Annotated in this window: 19 protein-coding genes, 6 tRNA genes and 1 pseudogene; 9 read left to right on the forward strand and 17 right to left on the reverse strand. The window is 35.4% G+C overall.

The window, feature by feature from the left end:
* On the reverse strand, positions 1-249 hold a 249-nt coding region (locus tag D7004_RS14370), incomplete at its 3' end, for a TIR domain-containing protein (RefSeq protein ID WP_167459507.1).
* Positions 250-1,062: 813 nt separating this feature from the next.
* Between D7004_RS14370 and D7004_RS14380 the strand changes: the two genes are divergently transcribed.
* Positions 1,063-2,136 carry a PAS domain S-box protein gene (locus D7004_RS14380; RefSeq protein ID WP_123206552.1) on the forward strand — a complete coding sequence of 358 codons (1,074 nt, stop codon included), beginning with the start codon at positions 1,063-1,065 and terminating at the stop codon, positions 2,134-2,136.
* A 32-nt stretch (positions 2,137-2,168) separates the two neighbouring features.
* Entirely contained in the window at positions 2,169-2,456 is a 288-nt protein-coding gene (locus D7004_RS21290) for a sensor histidine kinase (RefSeq protein WP_407946543.1), read from the forward strand.
* Positions 2,457-2,974: 518 nt separating this feature from the next.
* Here the strand turns inward: D7004_RS21290 and D7004_RS21295 are convergent.
* On the reverse strand, positions 2,975-3,175 hold the full coding sequence (locus D7004_RS21295; RefSeq protein ID WP_123206554.1) for a PAS domain-containing protein: 201 nt from the start codon (positions 3,173-3,175) through the stop codon (positions 2,975-2,977).
* An 18-nt stretch (positions 3,176-3,193) separates the two neighbouring features.
* Between D7004_RS21295 and D7004_RS21300 the strand changes: the two genes are divergently transcribed.
* The 3 genes and pseudogenes from D7004_RS21300 to D7004_RS20860 all read left to right on the forward strand — a co-directional run bounded on the left by D7004_RS21300 (position 3,194) and on the right by D7004_RS20860 (position 4,544).
* Positions 3,194-3,511, forward strand: a complete 318-nt coding sequence (locus D7004_RS21300; RefSeq protein ID WP_123206555.1) for a DUF4267 domain-containing protein — start codon at positions 3,194-3,196, stop codon at positions 3,509-3,511.
* A gap of 110 nt (positions 3,512-3,621) precedes the next feature.
* Positions 3,622-3,843 (forward strand): annotated as a pseudogene (locus D7004_RS21305) (cupin domain-containing protein); the annotation flags it as partial.
* Between the two features lie 530 nt (positions 3,844-4,373).
* Positions 4,374-4,544 (forward strand): hypothetical protein, encoded by a 171-nt coding sequence (locus tag D7004_RS20860; protein ID WP_208646859.1) that lies wholly within the window; start codon positions 4,374-4,376, stop codon positions 4,542-4,544.
* Positions 4,545-4,995: 451 nt separating this feature from the next.
* On the opposite strand, the gene D7004_RS14410 is transcribed toward D7004_RS20860, so the two are convergent.
* Both D7004_RS14410 and D7004_RS14415 read right to left on the reverse strand, forming a co-directional pair.
* Positions 4,996-6,216: a site-specific integrase gene (locus D7004_RS14410; RefSeq protein WP_123206556.1), complete on the reverse strand. Its 1,221-nt coding sequence runs from the start codon at positions 6,214-6,216 to the stop codon at positions 4,996-4,998.
* A 248-nt stretch (positions 6,217-6,464) separates the two neighbouring features.
* Positions 6,465-6,537, reverse strand: a tRNA-Lys gene (locus tag D7004_RS14415).
* A gap of 332 nt (positions 6,538-6,869) precedes the next feature.
* On the opposite strand from D7004_RS14415, the gene D7004_RS14420 reads away from it, so the two are divergent.
* A complete protein-coding gene (locus D7004_RS14420; protein ID WP_123206557.1) occupies positions 6,870-7,298 on the forward strand; it encodes a nuclear transport factor 2 family protein in 429 nt (142 codons plus the stop codon).
* A gap of 647 nt (positions 7,299-7,945) precedes the next feature.
* On the opposite strand, the gene D7004_RS14425 is transcribed toward D7004_RS14420, so the two are convergent.
* The 4 genes from D7004_RS14425 to D7004_RS14440 all read right to left on the reverse strand — a co-directional run bounded on the left by D7004_RS14425 (position 7,946) and on the right by D7004_RS14440 (position 13,344).
* Complete coding sequence (locus D7004_RS14425; RefSeq protein WP_244214347.1) at positions 7,946-8,344, reverse strand: winged helix-turn-helix transcriptional regulator; 399 nt, start codon at positions 8,342-8,344, stop codon at positions 7,946-7,948.
* A 385-nt stretch (positions 8,345-8,729) separates the two neighbouring features.
* Complete coding sequence (locus D7004_RS14430; protein ID WP_123206559.1) at positions 8,730-11,177, reverse strand: outer membrane beta-barrel family protein; 2,448 nt, start codon at positions 11,175-11,177, stop codon at positions 8,730-8,732.
* Positions 11,178-11,242: 65 nt separating this feature from the next.
* A complete protein-coding gene (locus tag D7004_RS14435; protein WP_123206560.1) occupies positions 11,243-12,988 on the reverse strand; it encodes a PspC domain-containing protein in 1,746 nt (581 codons plus the stop codon).
* A gap of 20 nt (positions 12,989-13,008) precedes the next feature.
* Positions 13,009-13,344, reverse strand: coding sequence for a PadR family transcriptional regulator (locus D7004_RS14440; RefSeq protein ID WP_123206561.1), 336 nt, complete (start codon positions 13,342-13,344; stop codon positions 13,009-13,011).
* Positions 13,345-13,456: 112 nt separating this feature from the next.
* Here D7004_RS14440 and D7004_RS21160 point away from each other — a divergent pair, with 112 nt between their 5' ends.
* The 3 genes from D7004_RS21160 to D7004_RS20725 all read left to right on the forward strand — a co-directional run bounded on the left by D7004_RS21160 (position 13,457) and on the right by D7004_RS20725 (position 16,020).
* On the forward strand, positions 13,457-13,585 hold the full coding sequence (locus tag D7004_RS21160) for a hypothetical protein (protein ID WP_279634761.1): 129 nt from the start codon (positions 13,457-13,459) through the stop codon (positions 13,583-13,585).
* A 598-nt stretch (positions 13,586-14,183) separates the two neighbouring features.
* A complete protein-coding gene (locus tag D7004_RS14445; protein WP_123206562.1) occupies positions 14,184-15,641 on the forward strand; it encodes an amino acid permease in 1,458 nt (485 codons plus the stop codon).
* 211 nt (positions 15,642-15,852) lie between these two features.
* Positions 15,853-16,020, forward strand: coding sequence for a hypothetical protein (locus D7004_RS20725; protein ID WP_167459508.1), 168 nt, complete (start codon positions 15,853-15,855; stop codon positions 16,018-16,020).
* A 5-nt stretch (positions 16,021-16,025) separates the two neighbouring features.
* On the opposite strand, the gene D7004_RS14450 is transcribed toward D7004_RS20725, so the two are convergent.
* The 9 genes from D7004_RS14450 to recO all read right to left on the reverse strand — a co-directional run bounded on the left by D7004_RS14450 (position 16,026) and on the right by recO (position 19,808).
* Positions 16,026-16,652 (reverse strand): class I SAM-dependent methyltransferase, encoded by a 627-nt coding sequence (locus D7004_RS14450; RefSeq protein ID WP_167459509.1) that lies wholly within the window; start codon positions 16,650-16,652, stop codon positions 16,026-16,028.
* A 54-nt stretch (positions 16,653-16,706) separates the two neighbouring features.
* A complete protein-coding gene (locus D7004_RS14455; RefSeq protein ID WP_244214348.1) occupies positions 16,707-17,630 on the reverse strand; it encodes a UbiA prenyltransferase family protein in 924 nt (307 codons plus the stop codon).
* A 231-nt stretch (positions 17,631-17,861) separates the two neighbouring features.
* Positions 17,862-17,948, reverse strand: coding sequence for a GIY-YIG nuclease family protein (locus D7004_RS21310; RefSeq protein WP_208646860.1), 87 nt, complete (start codon positions 17,946-17,948; stop codon positions 17,862-17,864).
* A gap of 172 nt (positions 17,949-18,120) precedes the next feature.
* A tRNA-Lys gene (locus D7004_RS14470) sits at positions 18,121-18,197 on the reverse strand.
* A gap of 39 nt (positions 18,198-18,236) precedes the next feature.
* A tRNA-Lys gene (locus D7004_RS14475) sits at positions 18,237-18,313 on the reverse strand.
* Between the two features lie 389 nt (positions 18,314-18,702).
* Positions 18,703-18,779, reverse strand: a tRNA-OTHER gene (locus D7004_RS14495).
* A 37-nt stretch (positions 18,780-18,816) separates the two neighbouring features.
* Positions 18,817-18,891: transfer RNA gene (locus D7004_RS14500), tRNA-Val, on the reverse strand.
* Between the two features lie 53 nt (positions 18,892-18,944).
* Positions 18,945-19,019 (reverse strand) — tRNA-Val (locus D7004_RS14505).
* Between the two features lie 63 nt (positions 19,020-19,082).
* Positions 19,083-19,808, reverse strand: coding sequence for a DNA repair protein RecO (gene recO / locus D7004_RS14510; protein ID WP_123206565.1), 726 nt, complete (start codon positions 19,806-19,808; stop codon positions 19,083-19,085).
* Between the last annotated feature and the right edge of the window lie 77 nt (positions 19,809-19,885).

Consider the following 19,885-nt stretch of genomic DNA (forward strand, 5'->3'; position numbering starts at 1 on the left):
ACATGCTCCAGAATATCCAGCTTTTACTGAATTATCTCTTATGTTCAATGTATCGTCAGGTGTAAAGACAAAAATTGCAAAATTAGAATTTTTAGCACTTTCAATTAAAGAATTAAGTGTCGTAGCAGATAATTCAAAATTTGTCTGCGACCAAATTTCTACAAATGCATAGTGTTGTAAGTTTGTTTGAATTGCTTTTGCAATAGGTAGCCCTTCAACTGAACTACCAATAAAAATTCTAGGTTTCAAGATATAATTAGCTTATAAAGTATTTTACTAAAATAGTTTTAAAATTTGAATTTTAATACCCTTGTTTACTTAATTAATAAGCTAAACTTGTAGAATAATTCTTGTCGATCTTTTTCTATTCGCTAAAATATTTAATGCACTCAATACAGCAAAAAGAAGAAGAAACGTCTCTAAATGTATAGATATCCATCTCCTACTGTATATTTCTCTTTTTGCTTTAAGGTTATATGCAAGGGTTACGGTAAAAAGAAAATGTCTCAAAAAACGAATATTTATGAGTACTGTAAAATGATTTAAAAGCTGTATGTGTAATTTCACAGATCCGGAGATTGATGAGGATGGCTATTGTAGTGACGCCTGACTAACTTCCGAATATGATAGCGAATGTCATACATTGGATAAACCGCTGTCGGTTGACCCCCACTCGCCAAAAATATTTTTCTCATAACTCAATATTAATCAATGAAGTTATAAACCATAAAAAATTGGTGCAAAGGGGTCATTCAATTGTGGTTTATCCACCCTTGCAGCTGCCATTCGAATGTAATCCAATCCTTCCCCCCTTGAATAACCAGTACCGATTTTCCTAATTACCTGGAAGAGTTGACTATAAAGATTTATCAGATTGTCTTTACAAAGACGTGATAAATTGAGGTTTAATAAATTGAAAAAACTGAACTTTGTATTGAGCATAATAATATATAAATTTATTTCTTTTCCAAGATTAACCCTTTACCACTCTTTATATGTTGGATACAAAAATAAGTTGAGATAATAATCAAACCTACTAAAACATTTGACAAAAGATCAGAGATGAGAAAATTATCAACGCCAGAAATCCCAGTTTATATGCGTTATGTCTTAAGCTTTGGATTAGTTTCTATCGCGACTATCATTAAACTTTACCATTTTAATATGATAGGATTATCAACGCCTTTTCTATTGTATTTCGGCACCGTCATTGTTTGCAGCCGATGGCTTGGAAAAGGCCCCGCCTACTTTGGCATTTCGATTTCGTTACTCGCTATCATATATTTTTTTATGGCTCCTTACGGTGCCCTCGCCATCAATCATAATCAATCGATACAATTATTGCTTTATACTGTCGAGGCCTGGCTCCTTATCGGATTGAGCAATGCTTTAAACGAATCAACAAAAAAAAACCTGACGCAAATGAAACTATTTGAGGCCATAATGGCGAAGTCAACGGACGGAATAGTTGTTGTAGATAAAGATGGTAAGCGTACCTACTGCAGCCCTTCAGTAGAAAATGTAATAGGTTATAGCGCTGAAGAATATCTTAAGCTACCCGCATGGAAACTTGGTCATCCTGACGAGTTAGAAAGAATCAAGGAGCAGTATAAGAATCTCACCGAAAGCAGCGGTGAGTGTATGGTTTTGCTACATCGGATGAGACACAAAAATGGCAAATGGATTTGGGTGGAAAGCAGGGTGACCAATTCGCTCGATGAATCTGGCGTAGCATCAATGATTGCTAATTTTAACAATGTTACAAAAAGGATAGAAACTGAACAGCACCTAAAAGATTTTATTGGTATAGTTTCTCACGAACTTAAATCGCCTCTTACCAGCATGAAAGCATATGGGCAGATAACGTTGAAGAAAATCGACTTAAAGGATGATTCCGGTGCATCTACTTTCGCTTTAAGAATGTCGCATCTGACTGACCGAATGTTGAAGCTGATAAATGACATGCTTGATGTAGCTACAATTAATGCAGGCCAACTGAAACTTGATATACAGAAATTTGATTTGAATGCTTTAGTTCACGAGGTAGTGGATTCACTTCAGCAAACAACAGATAGACATCAACTTATTATCAATTTCAGTGAACTTCAGGAAATTAGCGGCGATAAGGAAAAATAGCCCAAATACTCACCAATCTGATTACAAATGCCATTAAATATACACCATCAGGCGGAGAAATAAACATAGCATCCAAAATTATTGATGACAGAATTAGAATATCAATAACTGATCATGGCATAGGTATTCCAAAAAAAGATTTTGATATCATTTTCGACAGGCTATACCGCATTGGCAGCTCAGGCGTCATCAAAGGACTGGGCTTTGGTTTGTATATTTGTCAGAAAATAATTCAGCAACTTGGAGGAACGATAACTGTTGAGAGTGAAGAGGGAATCGGCTCTACATTTAGTTTTGAATTGCCATACCCCAATAAGTAGTAGGTTTGATTCGCCCTTTTAATAAATAAAATACCAAAAGATTTCTCATAAATCACCTTTCAATTATAATGGTCAATTAGGCTGCCTACTTTATAATCACAGACACACGAAATATTCAAACGCCTAAGTAACTGACCTAAAGAAATAATTAATTTCGTATAGGGAGAACAAAGGATTAATGTTCAACCGTAAAAAAACGGTATTTAAATATTCTTAATTCAATTACGGAACAACTAATTGGTATTAAATACAGTAAACAAACTCAAGGTTAAAAAGATATAGAAATGTTCATAAGAAAACATTAGAAATATCAAACGAGCAATAAATCTGTATCTCTTAGTAGTCTAAACTAACCTTCATCTAGTAGTAATTTGCTTGGTTTGGCTATTTTAACTATTATACTATTGTTAGCCTTTAAATTGGATAAACCAGAATGGATTGATCCCGTCCCACCAGAAATAAATTTGCTATAAAGTATTACTTGTCAATTGATTAGTAATTTGGCGGCAAGGGATTAATCAGATTAGTTTATCCACCTTGAGCTTAAAAAATGGCATTTCTTTCTCCCAGAGTTCCTTCTGAAGGTGACACCAGTGCGCTTTGTACTCTTCGCAGGCATACTCGATTATTTTTGTCCCCTCAAGCTCCCGCGCTGAGTAGCCCAATAATTCGGTTAATGCCTCGTTTACCTTGATAATAGTCAGGTCTGATCGAATTATCTTGCTTGCAGCGCTGGTATGTTAAAGATAGTATTAAACTTATTCTCGCACCTCCAGAAACCTATTTTCAATGTTCGCTTTACTATCATCTTGTTTCATGGCAGAGACATCTTCTCCGGGCTGATTATTTGTGGTTTCATGCTATTGAATGAGCGACGGGCCTTAGGCATAACGTTACTATTTGGAACAATGATTCCACTCAACGATATGGTTACCGTGCTCAGTAAAAACTATAACGGCGTTCTACAGGCCCTTCCCCATGTTATCGCCATCATTGTTTGCTTTGTATTCGGGATAGTTTTATTAATAACCAAACCTAAATTGAAAGCTTCGTGAGAGCACCGGGATATATTAAGCTTATCAGTTCAGTTGACATCAATACTAACAATAGTGTAGTGGAGCTCAATATTCTTCCTGGAGAGAAAACTCCCTGACATTACCATACTTTATTTTCTGAAACATTCTCGGTCCTAAAAGGAACCCTTAAATTAGGTAAAGGTAGAGAGATCCTCCCTTTAAAACAGGGAGATTTAGCGACAATAAACCCAAAAGAGAAACATTATTATCATAATGTTTCTAACGAGGAATGTAGAATAACCACCACCATTGATCCTGGGAACAAGAACTTTGAGAACGCCCTTTTATATTTTAAAAGGATTGGAAAATGACCGTTTGGCCACAGAAGCAGAAACGCCAAGTAAGTTTTCAGATTTAGTCTTGTTTGTATACCTAAGCAATTCCAGAATGGTAGGCATTCAGAAATAGCTGAGCCGATATTTAGCTACTTTCCTAAAGCCGCTATTAAAAAAGGTAATTTCAACCATTTAATTCAAAAGTATTGTAACTAAAAACAAAAATCATAAGGGAAACTCAAAACCAATGCCAATTACAATAGACCCTGAAAGTGGTAAAATTTTATCTGTAGTAGGTGGTAACTACCAGATACTTGTTTTGGGGCAAACAAACCTACGAAGCATTTGCGATTATTGAAATGCTGATGCCTCCTCAAAACGGCCCAGGCCAAATTCACACGATAAGTTTTATAATTCCTTTTATATCGTCGATGGCGAAGTGAAGTTCATTCCGAAACCGGGGTTTATATCGCAAGAAAGAGTTCTTTTTTAGTGGAGCATGAAGGAGGTATAGTACATTATTTAAATATGTAAGCGATAAGATGGCTTAATTGCTTTATTTAGTTATGCCTGCCGGGCTGGAAGAGTCTTTTGAAGAAGTTGGCAATCCACTTGCTGCTGAAGAATTTCTTCCACCGCCACCAATGACCACTGAAACTATCAAAGACTTACAGGCCATTGCACAAAAGCATGAACAAGTATTGTATCCGCCAACCTTACTTGATTCGATATTTTAAAAATAATTTAAATGATATGTCAGATAAAAATATAATACTGATCAACAACTTAAAAATATCGAAAATTAAATTTTAAAAAATAACTCACTTTGGCCAGTTCCTGCAAATCAGATAATAAAAAGTTCGAAATTTTCCCAGTAACGGCTAGAGAAATGGTGATAAACTGTTGTGCAAATTTTGTGCAAATAAGTTTTGGCTGTCATATTATGATTTGCAAAACTGAAAGCAAAAACGTAGAATGATTTTAAGCTCTGAGAATTCAAAAAAAACTATTTATCGTTATCTAATTTTGTTGTGCAAATTTTGTACAAATAAAAAACCCGACTCGGACGGAGTGGGGCTAATTTATTGATTATCAGATATATATTGTGGAATCGAACCAGCGATCCTCTGATTAAAAGTGAGTTTAGAAGAATTGTTATAGCCTTACTTAAAAGCTACGCTATTTTGGCTATTGGAGAATAGAAAATTTTTCTTTCAATAGCGCCATGTCTGCGCTCACCTTAATATCTAAGACCTTGGCATAAATTTGAGTTGTTTTAATATTAGTATGTCCCAGCATTTTTGAAACACTTTCGATCGGAACTCCATTTAGTAAAGTTACCGTTGTTGCAAATGTATGCCTTGCGATGTGGGAGCTCAAGTGTTTTTCAATTCCACACAGAATTGCAATCTCCTTTAAATACTCATTCATCTTCTGGTTACTTGATACTGGCAGTACCCTACCCTTATTTATACAGTAGGCATTATCTTGATATCTGTCCAATATTACCACAGCTGAAGGTAGTAAAGGAACTGCAGAGCGTACACCTGTTTTTGTCCTGTTAGTATAAATCCAGCTACTACCATCAATTCCTATCTGGATATTAGATAAACTGAGTTTTTCTACGTCTGAATATGCAAGTCCGGTAAGACAACAAAAAAGAAAAATATCCCTGACTTGAGAAAGCCTTTCAGTAGAAAATTTTTTTCTAGCCAAGATATTAAGTTCTTCATTAGACAAAAAAGGACGTTCGACTGGTTTCATGTTTATCTTATACCCAAACATCGGGTCCTTATCTATCCATCCTGACGCCAAAGTGATTCGGAGAATCTTTCCAAAGTTCTTTAGGTATTTTGCAGCAGTATTACCAGAACATTTATTTTCCGTTCTTAGAAAAAATTCAAAGTCATTTATAAAAGGACGATTGATTTTCTTAATGTTCATGTCTTTGGTGCAATATTTCTTTTCAAGAAAAGCTAAAACATGACGCTCCAATACCTGAAATCTTTTGAGGGTTCCTATGGCATAACCATTCCCGATTAAAGCTTCCATGTTTTGATTATGAAGCATAACAGCTTCCATTACGGTATGAATTTCCTTTTCAATCCCTAACCACTTACATCTAATACTTTCTGCTGTAATTTCCTCAGATGACTCCGAAAGATTCTTATGTGCCTTATAAATTTCAGATTGAAGATTGTCAAGATATGCATTGAAAATTTTTACTTCCTCTTTACTTCCAATCTGGCGACCTGTTTTAGGATTCCAGCGGTCAAGGTCACAATTAACACCGGTAGTTGTTTCGGAACGTTGTCCTGAAACCGTTATGCGCACATAAACCGGAACAATTTTCTTTTGTTGATTTTTTGGTCTCTTTACATAAAAGAGCAGACTAAAATTAGTTTTCATATAACTGAATTAAGGTTAACAAAGTTAGCCTTACAGTCTAAAAACGACAAGATGTTCATCCTTTGAACTACTTGATTAACAATAGGTTACAAGCTATTCGGTGAGTCATTGCTAAATTTCAAATGACTCACCGAATGACGCACCTTTTATATGTGATTTAATGCACATATTAGGGCTTTTAGGCCTTCCACAAAAAACACTAATCATATGATTTACAACGTTTTAGTGTTTTTTGGTCTCATTTTCAGTGACCCCTCAGGGGTTCGAACCCTGGACCCACAGATTAAGAGTCTGTTGCTCTACCAGCTGAGCTAAGAAGTCGGTGATTATTAATCAAATATAAAATAAAAGGGTGATATAGCAATGTATTGTATAGTAAGTTGAGAATACCTAGTAATAATAAATTTTTCATAAGATTTTTTTAAACTATCCTATATCATTCTTAGGTTGTCGAATTATTACATTAGGTCTTCGACAAGCTCAGACTGGCACCTAAATAAATTCAATTCTACCGTCTTCCACTAGGGTTTTATTTACCATAGTATCCTAAATGTTATCGGTATCCCAAATGTAACCCATAGTAACATTCAATCCCTTCTAACATATTTTTGCATCCAATTAACAACAAAGATTTATTAATTAACAGCAAAATTATGACCACATACAACAACAACAATAAGGTTTCGCTTGCCGAAAGTTTATTTCGTAAGCACTTATCTTATTTCACAAACCCGGAAATGAACCGGGAAGAATACGCTAAAATCTTTACTGAAGATGTGGTACAGGAATTTCCTTTTGCGCCAGCGCCATACGCAAAAACAGTAAGTGGAAATGAGGCAATTACCGAATACATTAGAAACGTAATCAAAGGGGCGAGTGATTGGGCTTTTACAAATTTTAATTTTTTCCCTACCTCCGACCCAAACATGGTATTTGTTGAATTTGAAGGCAGTGCCAAAGTAATTGCTACTGGTAAGTTATACCAACAAATCTACGTGGGTCGTATATCGATAAGAGGAGAGCAGATTGAAAACTATCGAGAGTATTGGAACCCAACTTCGATTTTTGAGGCATTTGTATAAATTTAATAGTTACTGTTTTATCGCCGTATTGCTTGTACGACAAGTCTTGCTGAATTTATTTCAGCATCTTCGCTGCAAAAAAGACCGGGAGATAATTCAGAGTGACGTAAACTAAAAAATGTAGCTTATTAATAAGTTGAAGGAAAATTAATAATCGAATTCAGGTTAGTAATTAGGAAAACCATTGGTCATAGACCGCTCTATTCCGCTGCGCTCCAATCGAGGTGACGGGAATATAAAACGTCATTTCGAGCATCGCCGAGAAATCTTTTTAATTAGCCGTATGAAGATTTTAGTTCCGCTACGTTCCAATGGAGCTGACGGTAATGCCCGAAAAGCGACTTACCTTTGTTAAATAAACGTGATTGAAATGGAAAGCCCCAATTTTTCATTGGGCTTGCAATGTAAAGCAGGGCTGAAACACCAAAAGGATTACTGAACTAACTTTCAGAGAAAAATAAAATTGCCAAAGAAACACAGAAATCACAGAAGAAGTATGAATGTAATTCCGAATATGATCGATAAATCTTTGTAACCTGAGTTCAATTCTTAAACTTAATATTTGCTGTTTTATCGCCGTAATGCTTGTAAGACAAGTATTGCTGAATTTATTTCAGGGTGACGTAAACTAAAAAGTAGGATTAAAATTATTGTTCTTTGAATCTTTGACGATGCTGTTTCCCCCATTCGTGCATGGAAACAATCATTTCTGAAAGCGTTTGGCTATAAGGCGTTAATTCATATTCGACGGAAATTGGTCGAGTGTTTAACACAGTTCTGGTAACCAAACCATTGATTTCAAGATCCTTTAATTCCTTCGATAAAATTCTTGGAGATATTTCAGCCTCTCTGGATAATTCGCGAAACTTAAGTTTACCGCCCCTTAAAATGGCTATTAAAACTAATTTCCATTTTCCTCCAATAACATCGAGGGTATCTTGCAAAGCGAGCCAAGCTTTTTTGCATTCTTCATCAGTCGCGGGCTTTAAACAACGGTCTTTATTCATCACGATACCATAAATATTATCAAGGCAAAAGTATGCCATTTGCCTATATTTTAATGTCTAATTAACAACATAAAACATTTTAAATTATAAAACCTATTATGGATATATACACTAAAAATCCCAAAGACTTACTTACAGAAAGTTATTTTGTTTATACTTTTCTTATTCCGCCTAGTAAGATATGAGCTTTAATAAGCAAGCATAAATAATACATACCTTAAACCTCACCCTATCAAAGTTTTTGGTTTGGCTCATGCTATACGAACTATGAAAATTGGTTCAAACCACAGTTTTTCATTTCCCTCTCTTCAAGGAGAGGGATGCAATGGCCAAACAATAACTACTACCTTTCATAGGGTGAGGTTAAGTTAGAAGTATTACATCAAATCTTCAACAGGCTCAGACTGACAACTAAGATTATACTCTAACCTCCTGCTCTACCTTTTATATCATCCGTTGCCGTATTTCTGTATCTGGCTGATTTCACATTTTGGTTACCGAAACCATAACTCACGCTAAAGTTTGCCCGTCTGCTGGTGTATCTATTTGTAACCCTTAAATTTACGTTTTGATAATCAAGTGCACCTTTCCAGTAATTGGTAAGCAGAATATCATCCATATTTAGCCTTAACTTAAGCTTTTTGTTTAACATACTTTTTTGTATTCCGGCATTTAAAGCATATTGCGGAATGGTTGTTTGCTCTACACCCGAAACCTTTGGAGATTCGTACCAAAAACTTATTTCTACAGTGAAGCTTTTAGGTAGAATAAATGTTTGGGAGGTATTGAAATTATAAGCCAGTTTACTTGCGCTGTAGGCTGCACCTTCTATGTTTGCATCGGTAAACTTGTTATAGTACAAACTCGCATTGTTTTGCATGTTCCACCATTTAGTAATTTTGATAGGGAAATACAGGTTTGCAGAATAGTTTTGTGCTCGGCCTAAATTCTGCCTGATTACGCTAACTATTCGAGTTACTTCATCTTGTTGAGAAATTTGAGTGATCAAATCTTTCGTATTGGCATAATTTATAGAAAGCGAAAATTCTTTGTGGCTATAACCAATTTCATAATTATCAGTAAATTGAGGTTTTAGGTAAGGATTTCCTTGATCGATTGCGTATGGGTCCATGTAAAAGGCAAATGGATTTAGTTGCTGGTAATTTGGTCGGTCGACCCTGCGACTATACGAATACCTGATGTTGTTATTTTCGTTCAGTTTATGATTTAAGAAAGCAGTTGGAAAAAGGGAAAGATAATTCCTATCTACTTCCTTATTTGTTGTAACAGAGTTTCCGTTTGAATGTGTGTGTTCCGCCCTCAATCCAACTTGAATTTGCAAAACCTTCCATTCTTTACCAAAATTTAAATAAGCCGCATTTATATTTTCTTTATAAACGAAATTATTTGACTTGTTTAAATCATTTTGCCAAACACCAGTTATAAACTGTTCTGATAGAAAATCATTATTGGTAACTACATAACTGCTTTTTAACCCTGTCTCAAACTTCATCGTTTTGTTTATGGGAATAGTCAAATCTGTTTTGGCGGCGAATATATCAATATTGGCATCGGTCGTATTCCTTAATAAAGTAGTGTTCGTTTGTTGCCCGGTTTGGTTTAAATATCTGGCGTTAAACTCTTCATTTTTTTTATTGTTGAAGTTCGAATAATCAACATCGAAAGTGATATTCTTACCAGCTTTATCAAAATCGTGTTTAACATTAAAGTTAGCTGTTAAGTTATTTGCAGGCGATTTGGAAAATGCATCTTGCAATACAGAATTGTTGCTGGTTACGTTCGATTGTACCTCTTTTATAGATGTATTGCTGAAATTTACCAGATCGGTATTTACGGTGTTCGCATCAACCATTACGCCAAAAACAGTTTGTTCTGAAGCATAATAATCTGCACCCAACTTTCCCTGGAAACCAACTCCTTTATTTTTTCTATCAAAATTTTGAGTGAAATCGCTTGCTAAACCATTGGCAAAAGTAGTTCTTGTGAGGAAAGTATTGTTAAAACTTGCTTTTCGGGCCAAAGCTCCATTTCCGAAAATATTCCATTTACCGTTTCTGTGGTTTAAGTTTAGATTTACACCTGCTCTTCCCAAATCCTTTGGCGAATCGGGCATAATACCTTGTCCGCCATTAAATGAAACGGTTCCGTTTGTGCCAAAAGCCTTATTTCTTTTTAACTTGATGTTGATTATCCCGGCATTTCCTGATGCATCATATTTTGATGATGGATTGGTTATGAGTTCTATTGTTGCAATTTGGTCGCTACTCATATTGCTTAATAATGTGGTTACATCGGCACCAGAAAGAAAATTGGTTTTTCCATCAATCATAATGGTTACGCCCGATTTATTGTTGAGTTTTATTTGTTCACTTTGTCTATCAATTTGAACGCCTGGCGCCTTTTCTAAGACTTCTAAAGCAGTACTTCCCGATGAAACAATGCTATTCTCTACATTTAAAACCGTTTTGTCCATTTGATGCTCGATGTAAGGTTTGCGACCTTGAATACTAACATCCTTAAGTTGTTTGGCATCCGTTTCCATCAAAATATCAGGAATTTTAACATCCGCATTAAGATTAAACACAGCAGTCTTTTTGATTTTGTATCCAATCATAGAAACTTGCATTTGGTAATTACCTTGTTTTAGGTCTTCGAAAATAAATTCTCCGTTCACATTGGCAGCACCGCTTTTTACTACCGTTGTATCCGGAGAATTTAAAATTCTTACTACTGCAAAGGGCAAGCCCAAACCTTTTTCATCTACAACTTTACCCGAAAGTTTATTGAATTTTTGGGCAAAGGAAACCCCACACACCAAAAGGCATGCAATTAGCGTAAATAATGTTTTCATGGTTTTTTAAATTTGACCTATGAAGTTTAATCCGATTCGCATATTAAACTTCATAAGTATGTAAGTTAGTTTTCTTCAATATTAATACCCAACTCTTGCTCAACTTCTCTAATTCTGGTAGATACTGAATCTTGATAAATGGTATCAGCTGACCTGTTTTTCTTCAAAAATTCCAAATCAAGCAGTTCTTGTTTTAGTTTTTTCTTCTTTATAGCATCTTCTTTTAATTGTGCAATGCATTTCAAACCATCTTCTGTCATTATCCAGGCAGTAGAATCGTTTGAGTCGTTTTCCTTATCAGCACAATCCCAGGTTCCATAATTATTAATATATCTGTAAGCGTCTTGTTTAATAATCAGCTTTGTTCCAACAGGAACTTCGAGGTAGATATAAACTTCCTGATTGCGCCAGATGCTACCTTTTTTTAATTGAAAACGGGGATTAAAAACTAATGACTCATCTTTTGAAATATAGCTGTAACTTATGTTTTGTGCATTCTGCAACGCACTTGGGAAAGTTTTTCCCTGCGATTCATATTTCTGAACAATACGTGTTGTGGCTGTCTCGCTTTTATTAATGATGATGCGAATGTTATTTGGCGATACGAACGGTCCATCTTCAAAATCATCAACCACAATTTTATTTTTTTCGTTTCCATTGATATGGTATGCAATGCTGTCTTCCTTACTAAAAAATTTACTTTTATCGATATCAATAACGTAGATAGGTAGCGTTTTCAAATCATTTGTTTGAGTAAGTTCGGCATGTTGCTTAAACTCCGATGAAATTTTTGCCGCTTGATAACCCACCGTAGCAACGCCAGCCAACCAGATAATTAATAAGGCGAAAGAAAGTGTTTTATTTATAGCTTGTTTACTAAAAGCAACACGAATAGAAAAGAGCACGAGCGCTAAAATGGGAATGAAGCAAACAATAAAGGCGCTTAGAACAATTACACCACGGTTACCATCATTCACAATAGAAAACGGAAAATATTCATAAATACTTTCATCCCAAAAACCTTGAAATGCAGCCGCTCCAACGATTAAAGAAAGTAAAAATAATGCTCCAAATACGATAATGATAATGGCAATAACCTTAAAAATTACTTTTCCGGTACCTGAAACAAAACGACCCAGCCATTCGAAAAATTCACCAATAAAAATACCCACCTGTGCGAAAATTGGTTGTGCATGTTTGTTGGCTTCAGATAAACGCTCTTTTACTGCTTGCAATTCTTCATCAAGGTTTTTTTGAAATCCTTGTAGATTGGCGGGCTCGCCTTTCATCTCCATTTTTTCTAATCTCGATTTAGCTTTTGGCATAATTATCCAAAGCAACGCATAAACCAAAAGACCAGTTCCACCAAGTAAAACTGTCAAAAGAGTAGCTAAGCGAATCCATTTCACATCGAAATCTAAATAATGAGCAACACCAGCACATACACCAGCAATTACACGCTCATCCATATCGCGGTACAATTTTTTATCTACAGGTTGAGCTTGATAGTTTGTGTTTATAACAGGCTCACTTTCCTCATCTTCAATGGTGTCGAAATCTTGCACACGACCCATTTGGCCAATAACAAAATTAACATTGGCAGCATCCACAACCTGTTTTTTCTGTTCTTCCAATTGCTCGGTTAATAATTCTGCAATTCTATTTTCGATGTCGGTAACGATTTCCAAATCATCTGCATGATTTACAAAATAGTGTTTCACTTCGTTTAAATAAGCTTTCAAAAGCTCGTAGGCACTTTCTTCAATATGAATAATTGTATTGCCAATATTTATGATGATGGTCTTTTCCATTTCTTTGCGGTTATAAATTTTTACGAATTGGCTCCTTTTTGTGATATACCTACAGCATAAGCCAACTCTTGCCAGGTTTGATCTAATTGAGATAAAATGCCTTTACCATCTTCTGTTAAAGTATAATATTTCCGTGGCGGACCAGAGGTAGATTCTACCCAGTTGTAGCTTAACAAACCATTGTTTTTAAGCCTGGTTAATAATGGATACAACGTTCCCTCAACAACAAGCAGTTTTGCTGATTTTAATTCAGCAATAATATCCGAGGCATAAATTTCTCCTCTTGCTATAATTGATAAAACACAGTATTCCAGAATTCCTTTCCGCATTTGTGTTTGCGTATTTTCTGCTATCATAAAACAAAGATATATTATTTATATAATACTATGCATTACATAGTACTAAAATAATTTAAAGTTAAATGTTAAGTATCTGTAAATCAAATAAATAATTTTTTAAATAATTTTAATGAAGATAAATTGGTTTATTTTACCCAATTTTGAAAAGCAAAACCTGCGGTTCTTCGGCCAAGATAGTCCTGCTTTTGCCCATAGTCCCGATGAAAAATCGGGAGCTATTTGGCGCAATCAGGTTTAAATTACTTAAGACTGTGTAAGAAATTCAGAGCCATAAATAGAAAGAAGTATGAAGCTATCTAAAAATGCGAATATCCTCTAAAAACGTTTTAATTTCTGCGAAAATCTTCTTAGATCTGCGGGACAAACAAATCGTTTGGCGTAATCAGTTTAGTTTATTTAAGACTGTGCAGAAAATTCACAAGGATAAATTGGAAAGAGCTTATTAATTACATTTTACCCTTTTTTGAAAAGCAAAACCTGCGGTTCTTCGGTCAAGATAGTCCTGCTTTTACCCATAGTCCCGATGAAAAATCGGGAGCTATTTGGCGCAATCAGGTTTAAATTACTTAAGACTGTGTAAGAAATATCAAAGCGATAAATAGATAGAAGTATGAAGTTATCTAGAAATGCGAATATCCTCTAAAAACGTTTTAATTTCTGCGAAGATCTTCTTAGATCTGCGAGACAAACAAATCGACTTCAATACAAAAAACATTATGGTTTCTATACCCACGGAAATGACACTGATTGAGAAGAACCTCAGGGAGAACAAAAAACTATACAAACACCATAGATTTAATATATTTTGATAATTTTGCAGCGTTTAATTTTATCAGATGAAAAAATCTATAGCAAGCATTGTTGCTGAAGCCAATCAACAAGGCGAAGGTTCATTAAAAAGAACCCTTGGTCCTGTTAATTTAATATTGATAGGGGTTGGTTTAACGTTAGGTGCCGGACTATTTTCCATAACCGGCTTGGCGGCGGCAAACCACTCCGGACCAGCAGTAACTTTGTCATTTGTAATTGCCGCATTAGGCTGCGGTTTTGCAGCATTGTGCTACGCAGAATTTGCATCAATGATTCCTGTCGCCGGTAGTGCTTATACCTATTCATACGCCACCATGGGCGAACTTTTTGCCTGGATTATCGGTTGGGATTTAGTTTTAGAATATTCTGTGGGTTGCGCTACAGTTGCCATAAGCTGGTCGCAATATTTAACACGGTTTTTAGCCAGTCTCGGCCTTTATTTACCTCCACAACTTACGCTTTCGCCCTTCGAAACCGCAAAACTTGCTGATGGAAGTACGGTTAATGGAATAGTGAATATTCCGGCAGCATTGGTTGTGGTTTTAATGACAGCCATTTTAATTCGCGGCACCAAAGGCTCAGCAATTGTGAATGGCATTATTGTTTTTCTAAAAGTTGGTGTTGTTTTAGTTTTCATCGCCCTTGGCTGGCAATACATTGACCCAGCAAATTACCATCCATATATACCCGAAAACACAGGAACCTTTGGCCATTACGGCTGGAGTGGTGTATTACGTGGTGCAGGTTTAGTTTTCTTCGTTTTTATTGGTTTCGATGCCGTTGCAGCATCCGCACAAGAAACTAAAAATCCTTCGAGAGATTTACCCATTGGAATAATTGGTTCGCTACTAGTTTGCACGGTATTATTTGGTTTGTTTGGGCACGTAATGACTGGCTTAGCAAACTATAAAGAGTTTGCAAATAGTGGCGCTCCAGTTGCTATTGCAATCGAGAAAACACCCTATGCATGGTTAAGCCAGGCAATAATACTGGCAATTTTAATTGGTTATACCTCTGTAATTTTGATTGATTTAATGGCGCAATCGAGAATGTTTTATTCGATAAGTAAAGATGGTTTGCTACCAAAGATTTTTTCTGATGTGCATCCAAAATTTAAAACGCCATGGAAATCTAACATGATGTTATGTGCTTTTATCGGACTTTTTGCAGCTTTTGTACCAATGAATGTGGTTGGAGAAATGACAAGTATAGGAACGCTTTTAGCCTTTTTAATGGTTTGTGTTGGGATTCTTATCCTAAGAAAAACAGACCCAGATGCTAAACGTCCGTTTAGAGTTCCGTTTGTGCCGCTAATCCCAATTCTAGGTATTTTAGTTTGTCTGGTAATGATGGCCTTTTTACCTTGGGAAACTTGGTTAAGACTTGGTGTTTGGTTATTTATAGGTTTAGCAATATATTATTGGTACGGTAAAAAGCATAGTAAACTTAATGGATTAAATTCTACACAGGAACCCTTAAAATAGTGTAGAATTTTGAGTAAAAAATTCTCATAGATTTTATGTTGTAGAATAAATTCACCACTAAATTTTAAACAATGATGGATTTTAGAAGGATGGCAAGTAGATACAAATCAATTCATTAACATTAAATTGTAAGTTATTAACAATTAAACACTTTCGTAATTTTTTGGCTTAAGATTTGTTTTATAGAAAATACCTATAAAAACATTTTCCTATGATTATTAAATTAGACACATCTGTTTTTCGATTTGCAAAGTCGAAAGTACAAACCGAAGATAAAATTATCTATAGCCTTACTAAAGCACAATGGATAAATGCTGATAGAATTGTAATGGCAGCTATGTTTGCGGCAACTATAGCCGGTGCAATTTTATTTAATTAGATTTTTTATTTTTTGAAAACAATTGCTTTTATAAATTCATTATAATAGAGTTTCTCATCTATAATTTCAAAATTTTCTCGTGAAAAGTACTGGGTCATTTCAATAAGTTTTGATGCTTCTACAATACCTAAAAGTTTGAAAAATAAATACATTGAATTTAACAGCATCCTTTGCCACCATTTCCCTTTTGAACTAGTTAAACTAAAATCTACAAAAAACCATAAACCTCCTTTTTTAAGCATCAAGTTTAGTTTATTAAAAATATGTTCAGCTTTCTCTAATTGGAAGTTATCGAATAAAAATGGGGTTAAAATAACATCAAATCTATCGCTAGAATAGAATTCTTCTATATCAAGTTGTACAAAATTAATTGTGTTTTCTCCAAAGTTTCGAGCCTTAGAAAGTGTTATCATTTTCTCAGAAATCTCTACATACGTTATCGTCAATCCTGATGAATGAACTTGCTTAATTTCTTCCAAAAGCCAGCCCGTACCCCCACCAACAATTAAAATCGAACTGTTTTCGGGTATAAATTTCAATTGATTAATTTGTGCATTAACCTGCGATTTACCAAACACAAACTGACTTAGTACATCATAGCTATTCGCAATCTTATCGTAGTTATTGTTCAATTTTTTAAGACTTAAAATCACCAGTAAACTTACATATCAGCATTTTATTCGCAGTTATTTAAGAAATTGCATTCCTACAATCCCGCAAATTGCTTTGAATAAAATTAAACCATCTATCACCATTAAATAGTATAAAATTTGCTTTCGCTTATGCATAGAATAAGCTAAATAAATCGTTAAGATAAATGGAAGCACGTTAAAGAAAACCTGAGGCCATCCAAATCCTTTGTAAACAGCAAAAATACCAAGCGAGCATAATCCAATAATCAATAAAGGAATCAGGATATTAAATATCGTTCGGCGCAAACCGTATCGTACTACAAAAGTTCTCAAGTGCTTATTTGCGTCTGTTGGATAATCTTTAATATCAAAAATTATAGCATTAACAGTGCAAAACATCCAGTTTTTTATGAATAGCCACGTCCACAATACAGAATCATGGTAACCAATTCCTGTTTCTATTTTTAACATGATTAGTGGCAAAACATTAGCACAACAAGCCCAAACAAAACCAATTACGAAGGCCTTTAACCAACCTGTATTGCGAAGGTTAAAATTTAAAAATGATTTTGGTAATAACTCATAATATAATGCTCCGGCAACCATAATCACAAATATTGCTACCCAATACGTAATGGAAAGATTTAAAATGTTGTTAAAATTTTGGTAGAGTAAATTAATGGCTAAAACCAAACACAAGGCAATAAGTAAAACCTGACTTATACCGATGAACTTTTTATGTTTGAAATACCACTGATTTCGAGGGTTTGTGTTAGAAGGATTTTTAGAAACCTTATTGTAAGCGTAGGTGTAATAAATTGTAGGTGCAAGGAATAGCAGTAAATAGTAATTCAGGGAATTGAAAGGCAATCTCAACTGTAGTGTTGCTTCTAAAGTTAAAGCAACAGCTAAAACCCCCACAAAGTAATTACCGAAAAATATAAAGCGGATGACTTTACCCATACTCAATTGGCTCATCAAAATGAATTGCCAATTTCGGATATAAAAATGATATTGATTGGAAATTGATAGAGAATTTTAAGTAGCAGAATTCTTTATCAATTATTCTATCAAGACTCTGCTTTTCCAAGATTTGATTTGCTTTTCTCTTCTTGCTGCGTCTGTCATTGAATAGAAATTCTCCTTCCAAACAACAATCCAATCTCCTGCATGACCTGTAAAACCTGAATGATTCGTATTGTGTGTTCTTTACCTTACTTCCAGATTAGATGTTGAGCCAACATAGTGTTTGTTGCGAATTTTAGAATATAGAATATAAGTGTTGAATATAATCATGATTTATCAGACCACAATATATAAAAAAAGCCTTTCAGTTTCCTAAAAGGCTTTGGTGGGAAATGAGGGGTTCGAACCCCCGACCCTCCCGACTGATAATGTCAGGATGCTCTGAACCAAATGACCTAATTTCTTAAAACAAAAAAAGCCTTTGGTTTCCTGAAAGGCTTTGTGGGAAATGAGGGGTTCGAACCCCCGACCCTCCCGACGAAATGTCGGGATGCTCTGAACCAACTGAGCTAATTTCTCAAAACAAAAAAAACCTTTCAGTTTCCTGAAAGGCTTCGGTGGGGAATGAGGGGTTCGAACCCCCGACCCTCCCGACGAAATGTCGGGATGCTCTAAACCAGCTGAGCTAATTTCTTAAAACAAAAAAAGCCTTTCAGTTTCCTAAAAGGCTTTGGTGGGAAATGAGGGGTTCGAACCCCCGACCCTCCCGACGAAATGTCGGGATGCTCTGAACCAACTGGGCTAATTTCTTAAAACAAAAAAAGCCTTTCAGTTTTCTGAAAGGCTTTGGTGGGAAATGAGGGGTTCGAACCCCCGACCCTCCCGACGAAATGTCGGGATGCTCTGAACCAACTGGGCTAATTTCTTAAAACAAAAAAAGCCTTTCAGTTTCCTGAAAGGCTTTTTGGTGGGAAATGAGGGGTTCGAACCCCCGACCCTCCCGACGAAATGTCGGGATGCTCTGAACCAACTGAGCTAATTTCTTAAAAACAAAAAAAGCCTTTCAGTTTCCTAAAAGGCTTTGTGGGAAATGAGGGGTTCGAACCCCCGACCCTCCCGACGAAGTGTCGGGATGCTCTGAACCAGCTGAGCTAATTTCTTAAAACAAAAAAGCCTTTCAATTTCCTGAAAGGCTTTGTGGGAAATGAGGGGTTCGAACCCCCGACCCCCTCGGTGTAAACGAGGTGCTCTGAACCAGCTGAGCTAATTTCCCAATAATTTGAGATTGCAAAATTTAAAACCTTTTCAAATCCTTGAAAAGTTTAGTGGGAAATGAGGGGTTCGAACCCCCGACCCCCTCGGTGTAAACGAGGTGCTCTGAACCAGCTGAGCTAATTTCCCTTTCCTTTTGGGATTGCAAATATAGCGGTATAATCTTGTTTCGCAAATCTTTTTTATTTTTTTTCAACTAAGCAATATTTCTAAAATTTTGTGCGATTGAACTTCACCAAATGAAGCCGTATGTAAGGTATAGAAAACCAATATCTTATCGAGTAAAAACCGTCTTTGTTTGTTGGTCATTTTAATATCAGCGATCTTTTCTAAAGGAGTATTAAATAAAGAAACAAATATTAAGGCATCTTCGAGATGCAGATATTGGGCATGAATAGGAACCCTTGATACGTATTCTCCCTCTTGGAGATCAAAATAAATCTGGTCTGTTCGCCGAATTTCATTTGGTGAAAAACCTAAAAACCGCGTCAACTTAAGTAAAAATGATAAATGAAAATTCGGATTTAGATCTTCGCTCTCATCAAACCAGGCAACCGAATTAAATATATAATCGAATAAACTCTCATCAGCCGATTGCTGCCTAATGCTTTTATACAACACTTCATTTAAGAAAATTACAATGCTGGTCTTAATTACATCATAGGGAATACTTTTAAAAACAGGAGTTTGGCGAACTTCAGATACGCGTTGAATATCGGTATTAACTTTATGATAAACCACCATATCAAGCAAATGCAGTGATTGCAACATGTTCATCTTTACCTTTGCTTTGGGCTTTTTAACACCATTAATAAGATAAGATTGCATGCCAAATTTATCGGTAAGCACCTGTACAATCACACTACTTTCGCTGTAATTTGTAGTCTTTAAAACTATACCCCTAACCTTGTGCAACATGCTAATAAAACATTTTTATCAAAAGTATGTTATTTGTGCAAATTTAGTTGTGCAAAAACCAATCGCATTTTACAAAT

Source organism: Pedobacter jejuensis, from assembly GCF_003725795.1.
Lineage (GTDB): Bacteria > Bacteroidota > Bacteroidia > Sphingobacteriales > Sphingobacteriaceae > Pedobacter > Pedobacter jejuensis.

What these genes read in the sequence shown, in the direction of transcription:
- D7004_RS14380 (WP_123206552.1), top strand. Translation starts at nt 1,063, where the DNA reads ATGAGAAAATTATCAACGCCAGAAATCCCAGTTTATATGCGTTATGTC.
- D7004_RS21300 (WP_123206555.1), top strand. Translation starts at nt 3,194, where the DNA reads ATGTTAAAGATAGTATTAAACTTATTCTCGCACCTCCAGAAACCTATT.
- D7004_RS20860 (WP_208646859.1), top strand. Translation starts at nt 4,374, where the DNA reads ATGCCTGCCGGGCTGGAAGAGTCTTTTGAAGAAGTTGGCAATCCACTT.
- D7004_RS14410 (WP_123206556.1), bottom strand. Translation starts at nt 6,216, where the DNA reads ATGAAAACTAATTTTAGTCTGCTCTTTTATGTAAAGAGACCAAAAAAT.
- D7004_RS14420 (WP_123206557.1), top strand. Translation starts at nt 6,870, where the DNA reads ATGACCACATACAACAACAACAATAAGGTTTCGCTTGCCGAAAGTTTA.
- D7004_RS14425 (WP_244214347.1), bottom strand. Translation starts at nt 8,344, where the DNA reads ATGGCATACTTTTGCCTTGATAATATTTATGGTATCGTGATGAATAAA.
- D7004_RS14430 (WP_123206559.1), bottom strand. Translation starts at nt 11,177, where the DNA reads ATGAAAACATTATTTACGCTAATTGCATGCCTTTTGGTGTGTGGGGTT.
- D7004_RS14435 (WP_123206560.1), bottom strand. Translation starts at nt 12,988, where the DNA reads ATGGAAAAGACCATCATCATAAATATTGGCAATACAATTATTCATATT.
- D7004_RS14440 (WP_123206561.1), bottom strand. Translation starts at nt 13,344, where the DNA reads ATGATAGCAGAAAATACGCAAACACAAATGCGGAAAGGAATTCTGGAA.
- D7004_RS21160 (WP_279634761.1), top strand. Translation starts at nt 13,457, where the DNA reads ATGAAGATAAATTGGTTTATTTTACCCAATTTTGAAAAGCAAAACCTG.
- D7004_RS14445 (WP_123206562.1), top strand. Translation starts at nt 14,184, where the DNA reads ATGAAAAAATCTATAGCAAGCATTGTTGCTGAAGCCAATCAACAAGGC.
- D7004_RS20725 (WP_167459508.1), top strand. Translation starts at nt 15,853, where the DNA reads ATGATTATTAAATTAGACACATCTGTTTTTCGATTTGCAAAGTCGAAA.
- D7004_RS14455 (WP_244214348.1), bottom strand. Translation starts at nt 17,630, where the DNA reads ATGAGCCAATTGAGTATGGGTAAAGTCATCCGCTTTATATTTTTCGGT.
- D7004_RS21310 (WP_208646860.1), bottom strand. Translation starts at nt 17,948, where the DNA reads ATGATTATATTCAACACTTATATTCTATATTCTAAAATTCGCAACAAA.
- recO (WP_123206565.1), bottom strand. Translation starts at nt 19,808, where the DNA reads ATGTTGCACAAGGTTAGGGGTATAGTTTTAAAGACTACAAATTACAGC.